The sequence below is a fragment of the Poseidonocella sp. HB161398 genome, assembly GCF_005870025.1.
GTDB lineage: Bacteria > Pseudomonadota > Alphaproteobacteria > Rhodobacterales > Rhodobacteraceae > Mangrovicoccus.
The window spans coordinates 1-1957 of record NZ_VATA01000197.1; the positions used below are offsets into that span (position 1 = coordinate 1).

At 61.4% G+C, this 1957-nt stretch carries 2 protein-coding genes and 1 pseudogene; 1 reads left to right on the plus strand and 2 read right to left on the minus strand.

Going from position 1 to position 1957, the window contains the following annotated elements; genetic code table 11:
• Nucleotides 1-418: pseudogene (locus FGX59_RS36655) on the minus strand (transposase); the annotation flags it as partial.
• 109 nt (nucleotides 419-527) lie between these two features.
• Nucleotides 528-908 (minus strand): MerR family transcriptional regulator, encoded by a 381-nt coding sequence (locus FGX59_RS36660; protein ID WP_138473455.1) that lies wholly within the window; start codon nucleotides 906-908, stop codon nucleotides 528-530.
• A gap of 79 nt (nucleotides 909-987) precedes the next feature.
• Between FGX59_RS36660 and FGX59_RS36665 the strand changes: the two genes are divergently transcribed.
• The gene (locus tag FGX59_RS36665; protein WP_138473456.1) at nucleotides 988-1869 is read left to right on the plus strand and encodes an MFS transporter; all 882 of its coding nucleotides are present in this window, start codon (nucleotides 988-990) and stop codon (nucleotides 1867-1869) included.
• Nucleotides 1870-1957: the final 88 nt, after the last annotated feature.

A 1957-nucleotide genomic window follows, 5' to 3' on the forward strand; every position in this document is an offset into this window, starting at 1 on the left:
GCCCTGCCGCGCGAGATGGCCGTCGAACTGGCGGAACAGCGCCTCGACCATGCCTGCTTGCGCGAGCGCCTCGCGGTAGAGCCAGACGGTCTTCGCGTCAGGCACCCGGCCGTCCAGCCCGAGGCCAAGAAACCGTATGAAGGAGAGCCGGTCGCGGATCTGATACTCGATCTGGTCGTCGGACAGGTTGTAGAGCGCCGCCAACACCAGTGCCTTGAACATCAGCACGGCGTCCATTGGCTTGCGTCCGGCGCGCGATTTCCGCTCGGCTTCCGGCTTCCGGCTTGCGCCACGCCAGCTCCAGTGCCGGACGGAAGTCCTCCCACGGCACGACGGCGTCGAGCTCGGCCAGCGGGTCCTTCTTGGCATCCAGGCTTGCGTAGCGATCTGAAAGATCGAAGAAACCCATCTGTGCCATCGCCATGCCCCAACCGCCGAACGCCGCCCGGGTCATACCCCGGACGCGGCACCGCGGCAATTTTGAGAGGTGCCCTATAGTCTCAAAGGCTATCCTGATAGAGAACCATTCACACATCGAAGGCAGCAAGGATCGGGCATGGTCCGGATGACCCAGCGGCACATTCTCTGCTCAGCCGTTGCAGGCTTTCCCGCGCCCGATGCAGTTCCGCAATCTGTTCGTCAAGTTTTCCGATCCGGCTGGTTGCCAGTTCATGCGCCCGGCGATGGTCATGGCTCGCATCCAGGTCGAGCAGTTCCTTGATTTCCTCCAAGGTGAACCCTGCCTTCTGCGCCTTTCGAATGAACCGAAGGCGGCGAACATCTTCGTCGCCATAACGCCGGATTCCGCCAGCCTGCGCTGGTACAACCAGTAACGCCTTGCGTTGGTAGAACCGGACGGTTTCGACACCGACGCCCCCAGCGTCAGCCAGTTTTCCGATACTCAGCATTTCTCTTGTTGACTCCGTACCATGGTACGGAGGCTATCTACCTGCGGATCAGATTCGAAGCAAGAACAGGACTATAGGAATGACGACCGCGACCATGCGAGCTCCATCGGAGCAACAGCGCCTCAGGCTCTACCTCTTCGTGATCTCCGTGGCCCAGCTGATGCTGGTCCTGGATGACACCATTGCCAATATCGCCTTGCCGAGCATCCAGCGGGAGTTCGGCGTTTCCGCGGCCACCCTGCCATGGATCGTGAACAGCTACATTCTCGCGTTCGGCGGACTGTTGCTGTTCGGTGGGCGCGTGGGCGATGTCTATGGCCGCAGGCGCGTTTTGCGGATCGGCATGGGAATTTTCACCCTCGCCTCGCTGTTGTGCGGCGTTGCTCCGAACAGCGAAATCCTCATCGCTTCGCGTGGCATTCAGGGGGTCGGGGCCGCCCTCACTGCGCCGAACGCTCTTGCCCTGATCACCGCGACATTTCCTGCTGGCAGGGAACGCAATAGCGCAATGGCAACCTATGGTGCCATGTCGGCGCTCGGCATCGTGGGCGGTGTGATCATCGGTGGCCTGCTGACCGGCCTGCTGAGCTGGCGATGGGTCTTCCTCATCAATGTGCCGATCGGCATCGTGCTCGTCGCGGCAAGCCGCGTCCTTCGCGAAGGCGAACGTCACAAGGCTCCCCTCGACGCCGTAGGCGCGGTCATAGGGGCCGGGGCCATGTTCTCCCTCACCTTCGGCGTGACGCGCGCTGCGGAAGACGGATGGAACGACGCCATTACCATTGCAGCCTTTGCCGCTGCGATTGCTCTCGGTGCCCTGTTCGTCCAGAGCCAGTCGGGCAAGGCTCGGCCCATGATGCCGCTCAGCCTGTTTAATGATCGCAACCGGTCCGGATCCTACGCGACGATGGTGTTCGTTGGCGCAGGTCTAATGGGGACCTTCTATCTGTTGGCGCTATAGCGCGTCAATCTGGGTGAGAGGTGCGCGACAATCAGGATAAGATTCTATGTCGCGACATCTGTGACGGTATCATCCTGATTGTCGCTGG